Here is a 4,927-nt window from a genome sequence, read left to right as displayed (position 1 = left end):
GAAAGATTGTGAAGAATATTGCCATTGTATTCCTTCTCCTAGCAATAACCTTGCTAACTTCATCCAACGGGCACAGGCGATCAGATTTTACGGTAAAAACTGTGGTTATAGACGCTGGGCACGGTGGGCATGACCCTGGTACACACGGTGTGTTTAGTGAAGAAAAGGACATAGCGCTCGATGTAGCCTTGCAGCTTGGAAAATACATACAGGAATATCTGCCTGATGTAAAGGTTATCTATACCCGGAAAGATGATAAATTTGTTGAGCTGGAACAGCGGGCACACGTAGCCAATAAGAATCATGCGGATGTATTCATCTCTATACATGCAAATGCGGTAAGTAAGAGTAGTATTTATGGTACGGAAACCTATGTTATGGGGCCGCACAAAACCGAAGGCAATCTCGATGTGGCCAAACGTGAAAACTCGGTAATACTTTATGAAGAGGGGTATGAGGAGAAGTATGAAGGCTTTGATCCCAATTCTCCTGAATCACATATTTTATTCTCTCTGACACAAAGTGCATATATTGAAAATAGCCTGTACCTGGCGAGCAAAATTGAAGAGCAATTTGGTACACGGGCCGGGAGAAGGAGCAGGGGAGTAAAGCAGGCCGGTTTCTGGGTTTTGTGGAGAACAGCAATGCCAAGTGTATTGGTAGAAATTGGTTACCTGACAAACCCGAAGGAAGAACAAGAACTTAATAATTCATCAGTTAAAGCAAATATAGCCTCAGGAATATTCAGGGCGTTCAGAGATTACAAAAACAATATAGAATCATTAAACTAAAAACGAATACGTGAAGGTATCAAAGGAACTCAAGGTTGGCCTGTTTATGGTATTTAGCATTGCCATCCTTTATTTAGGGTTTAACTACCTTAAAGGCATAGATTTTTTCTCGTCAAACGATAAATACTATGCTATATATGAAAATGTAGACGGCCTTAATGTTTCCAATCCTGTTTTTGTTAACGGCTTTGTGGTAGGAAGAGTGAGCAGGATTTCCCTTCTTCAGAACAAACAAAATCAAATCCTTGTTGAGCTTGATCTCAGTGGTGATGTTATCCTTGGTGATTCGGCAACAGCCACCCTGACCGGTGATTTTCTAGGCAATAAATCCATTCTGTTAAGTACAGGGGATATTGCAGAACCACATCAGCCGGGCGATACCATAATTGCTGTTCTGGACAGGGGTATTGCAGATATTTTAGCTGAAAGTGCACAACCTGTAGCCAATAGTCTGGAAGTTACCATCAAGAAGATCAATGCTATTCTTGATAACCTGACCGGTAACAGTGATAAACTCAATCGCATGATGGACGGATTTCAGAAGACGCCTGTGCTCCTAAATTCCACCATAGCGGGTACAAAGGAAAACCTGGATCACATTACAGCTACCTTTGACCAGGTCGGAAAAGAACTCAATACTACCTTGAAGACCACCAGGCCCATGCTCAATAATCTTACTACTTTTAGCGATTCACTTAAGCGGCTGGAGCTCAACAGGACAGTGAACGAAGCCAATGCTACTCTGGCTAAACTGAACCAGGCTATTGAGAGGCTTTCTAATAATGATGGCACCCTAGGTAAGCTCATTAACAACGATTCTTTATATGTTAATCTTAACAAGGCGGTTGAGAATCTGGATAAATTATTGATCCATATAGATACACAACCTAAGCACTTCTTTGCTCCGCTAGGAAAAAGCAAAGAGAAAATAGCCAAAGACAGAAAGAAAGCAGCCAGAAAAGAGGAAAAGGAAAACTAAGCGGCGTTAGGGGCTGATTTTTTTTCCTGATGACCTAACTTGCAGAAAATTTAAACCCCATAAATTGAATGGATCTAGAATTCAATAAAAACGAGGATAGCATTAAACAGCTATTGTATCAGCTTAAAACCAAAGTTAAAAAGACCCAAATGGGTGGTGGCGAGAAAAAGATTGAGTCTCACCATAAAAAAGGAAAACTTACTGCAAGGGAACGTATTGATTATTTGATTGATGAAGGGAGTGAATTTCTTGAGGTAGGTGTACTGGCCGGAGAAGGTATGTATCAGGAAGTAGGTGGTTGCCCTTCCGGTGGAGTAGTTACTGGTATCGGTTATGTGCAGGGCAGGCAATGCATGATTGTGGCTAATGATGCTACTGTAAAAGCCGGGGCCTGGTTTCCTATAACTGCAAAAAAGAATCTTCGTGCGCAGGAAATTGCCATGGAGAACCACATACCTATTATATATCTTGTAGATAGTGCGGGAGTATTCCTGCCAATGCAGAATGAGATATTCCCTGATAAAGAGCATTTTGGCAGACAGTTTAGGAACAACGCAAAAATGTCGGCGATGGGTATTGTGCAAATAGCGGCTATCATGGGAAGCTGTGTAGCCGGAGGTGCTTACCTTCCCATAATGTCGGACGAGGCGATGATAGTTGATAAAACCGGCTCAATATTTTTGGCGGGTTCATACCTGGTGAAGGCGGCCATTGGTGAGGATATAGATAATGAGACTCTGGGAGGAGCTACTACGCACTGTGAAATATCAGGTGTTACGGATAATAAATTTGAAAGCGATGAAGCCTGCCTTGACTATATCAAATCCATTTTCAATAAAATAGGGCAATCGGAGTCTGCAGGGTTTGATCGTGTAGAAGCTGCATTGCCTAAGGAAAAACAGGAAGAGATTTACGGGATTTTGCCGGCAGACAGGGTAAAACCTTACGATATAGTTGATGTAATAAAAAGACTGGTCGATAACTCAGAGTTTGATGAATATAAGGCCCTTTATGGCCAAACTATTGTATGTGGGTATGGTCGAATTGACGGCTGGGCAGTGGGTATTGTTGCTAACCAACGGAAGGTGGTTAAGTCGAAAAAAGGAGAGATGCAGATGGGCGGAGTTATCTATTCTGACTCAGCAGACAAGGCCGCGAGATTTATTATGAACTGCAATCAAAGGAAAATTCCTTTAGTCTTTTTACAGGATGTAAGTGGTTTTATGGTTGGAAGCAAGGCAGAGCATGGTGGTATCATTAAGGATGGTGCCAAAATGGTAAATGCTATGGCCAATTCTACTGTGCCGAAATTTACTATTGTAATCGGCAACTCTTATGGTGCAGGCAACTATGCCATGTGTGGAAAGGCCTATGATCCCAGACTGATATATGCCTGGCCTACTGCTCAAATAGCGGTTATGAGTGGAGCCTCTGCGGCTAAGACGCTCCTGCAGATCAAAGTGGCTACTCTAAAAGCACAGGGAAAAGAGATTACTAAAGAGGAAGAAGATAACCTGCTTAAGGAAATAACAGATAAGTATAATGAAGAGTTAAGCCCTTATTATGCTGCTGCTCGCCTTTGGGTGGATGGTATTATCGATCCCCTGGAAACCAGGAAGGTGATTTCCATGGGTATTGAGGCTGCAAATCATGCTCCGGTAGAGAAGTTTAATGTGGGTGTAATCCAGACCTGATCCGGCCGGGTGAATGTTCTGCACAGAATAATTACTTAATAAAGAATAAATTACTAAATTTTGAAATGAAAGGTTAAGGAACAAAGTATAACTTGCTTTCCTTAACCTCTCATTCATCACCAAATTATATGCAGGAGAACGAACTAAAGGCATTGGTATCTTTGCTCGATGATGAAGATGCTCAGATCATTTCCCATGTTGAAGAAAAAATAATTTCGTTGGGAGAGGAAATTATACCATTTCTCGAAACTGAATGGGAGAGCAACCTTAACCCGCTGGTTCAGAGCAGAATAGAGGATCTTATCCATGTGCTGCAGTTCGACATTCTCAAAGGTAAGCTTGTGGCCTGGTTTGAAGATGATAACAATGATCTTTTGGAAGGAATGTGGCTCGTGGCCACCTACCAGTATCCGGACCTGGAGCTTCAAAAACTAAGACAGGACCTGGAGCAGATCTACTACGAAGCCTGGTTGGAGTTTAAGACGGATATTCACCCGTATGACCAGGTAAAGCTTCTGAACAGTGTGATTTTTAACAAGCTAAAATTTGGTGCCAATACTAAAAATTTTCATTCACCGGGCAATTCTATGATCAATGTGGTGTTGGAAACCAGAAAAGGCAATCCAATCTCGCTATGTGTGCTTTACATGCTTGTGGCTCAAAAGCTCAAAATGCCTGTCTACGGTGTGAATTTGCCCAATCTTTTCATCCTTACCTATAAGCCTGAGAATGAAAATTATAATCAGTTCTATATCAATGCGTTTAACAGAGGTCTGATTTTCTCAAAAGAAGATATAGATAATTACATTGCAGAGCTTCGAATCAATCCGCAGGATACATTTTACCAGCCTTGCAGCAATCAGGATATTGTGCTCAGGTCTTTGAGAAACCTGGTTAATTCATTTGACAAAATTGGAGATCACTCAAAGTCTGAGGAGATTAAAACACTCTTGCAGTTGGTCTCTAAAGGTACTGATCTTGGCCTTTAACCTTTTTTGACCATGCACCCGATGGGGCGACCTCCAGGTTTGGCCGGTTTCCCTTGCAAAAGCAGGTTTATGTTTTCTTTCAGGTACTGTTCTTTCACATCAGAGGCTACCTGAGGGTTGTTATCAATTGCTCCGCTATAAAAAACTGAAAAACTACCGTTGGGTTTTAACAGAAAAACCTCCGGGCTTTTACGGGCACCGAACATGGTAAGTACTTTTTGATCCTTGTCTGCCAAATATGGAACATTCAGTCCCCAGGCTGATATTTTGTTGGCCATTTCTGCTTCTGATTCTTTGGCTTCAGTATGTGAATTAATAAGCAGAAACTGTATACCCTTACTTTTGAATTCGGCTATGAGTTGGGTAATGCGCCCTTCGTAGTAAACAGAGTAAGGGCAGACGTTGCTGGTGAAAACGACTACTATACCTTTGGAACTTTTATAGTCGTTGAGGGAAACCTGCTTGTTCGTTTTT

Annotated in this window: 5 protein-coding genes; 4 read left to right on the top strand and 1 reads right to left on the bottom strand. The window is 41.7% G+C overall.

Annotated features, from left to right (window positions below; all coding sequences use genetic code 11):
- From E1163_RS14835 to E1163_RS14820, 4 genes are all read left to right on the top strand, one after another.
- On the top strand, nucleotides 1–791 hold a 791-nt coding region (locus E1163_RS14835; protein ID WP_343033837.1), incomplete at its 5' end, for an N-acetylmuramoyl-L-alanine amidase family protein.
- A 10-nt stretch (nucleotides 792–801) separates the two neighbouring features.
- Nucleotides 802–1,770 (top strand): MlaD family protein, encoded by a 969-nt coding sequence (locus E1163_RS14830; RefSeq protein WP_155173160.1) that lies wholly within the window; start codon nucleotides 802–804, stop codon nucleotides 1,768–1,770.
- Nucleotides 1,771–1,838: 68 nt separating this feature from the next.
- Nucleotides 1,839–3,464, top strand: a complete 1,626-nt coding sequence (locus E1163_RS14825) for an acyl-CoA carboxylase subunit beta (RefSeq protein WP_155173158.1) — start codon at nucleotides 1,839–1,841, stop codon at nucleotides 3,462–3,464.
- A gap of 128 nt (nucleotides 3,465–3,592) precedes the next feature.
- On the top strand, nucleotides 3,593–4,453 hold the full coding sequence (locus E1163_RS14820) for a transglutaminase-like domain-containing protein (protein ID WP_155173156.1): 861 nt from the start codon (nucleotides 3,593–3,595) through the stop codon (nucleotides 4,451–4,453).
- On the opposite strand, the gene E1163_RS14815 is transcribed toward E1163_RS14820, so the two are convergent.
- Nucleotides 4,450–4,927, bottom strand: a 478-nt coding sequence (locus E1163_RS14815) for a redoxin domain-containing protein (protein WP_155173153.1), incomplete at its 5' end; no start/stop codon positions are given. The two genes, E1163_RS14820 and E1163_RS14815, sit on opposite strands and share 4 nt — an antisense overlap.

This window comes from Fulvivirga kasyanovii (genome assembly GCF_009711405.1).
Classification (GTDB): domain Bacteria; phylum Bacteroidota; class Bacteroidia; order Cytophagales; family Cyclobacteriaceae; genus Fulvivirga; species Fulvivirga kasyanovii.
This window is presented reverse-complemented; position numbering and strand designations above follow the sequence as displayed.

Bases quoted from the DNA above. Each gene is read 5' to 3' on its own strand.
- E1163_RS14825 (WP_155173158.1), top strand. From the start codon at position 1,839: ATGGATCTAGAATTCAATAAAAACGAGGATAGCATTAAACAGCTATTG.
- E1163_RS14820 (WP_155173156.1), top strand. From the start codon at position 3,593: ATGCAGGAGAACGAACTAAAGGCATTGGTATCTTTGCTCGATGATGAA.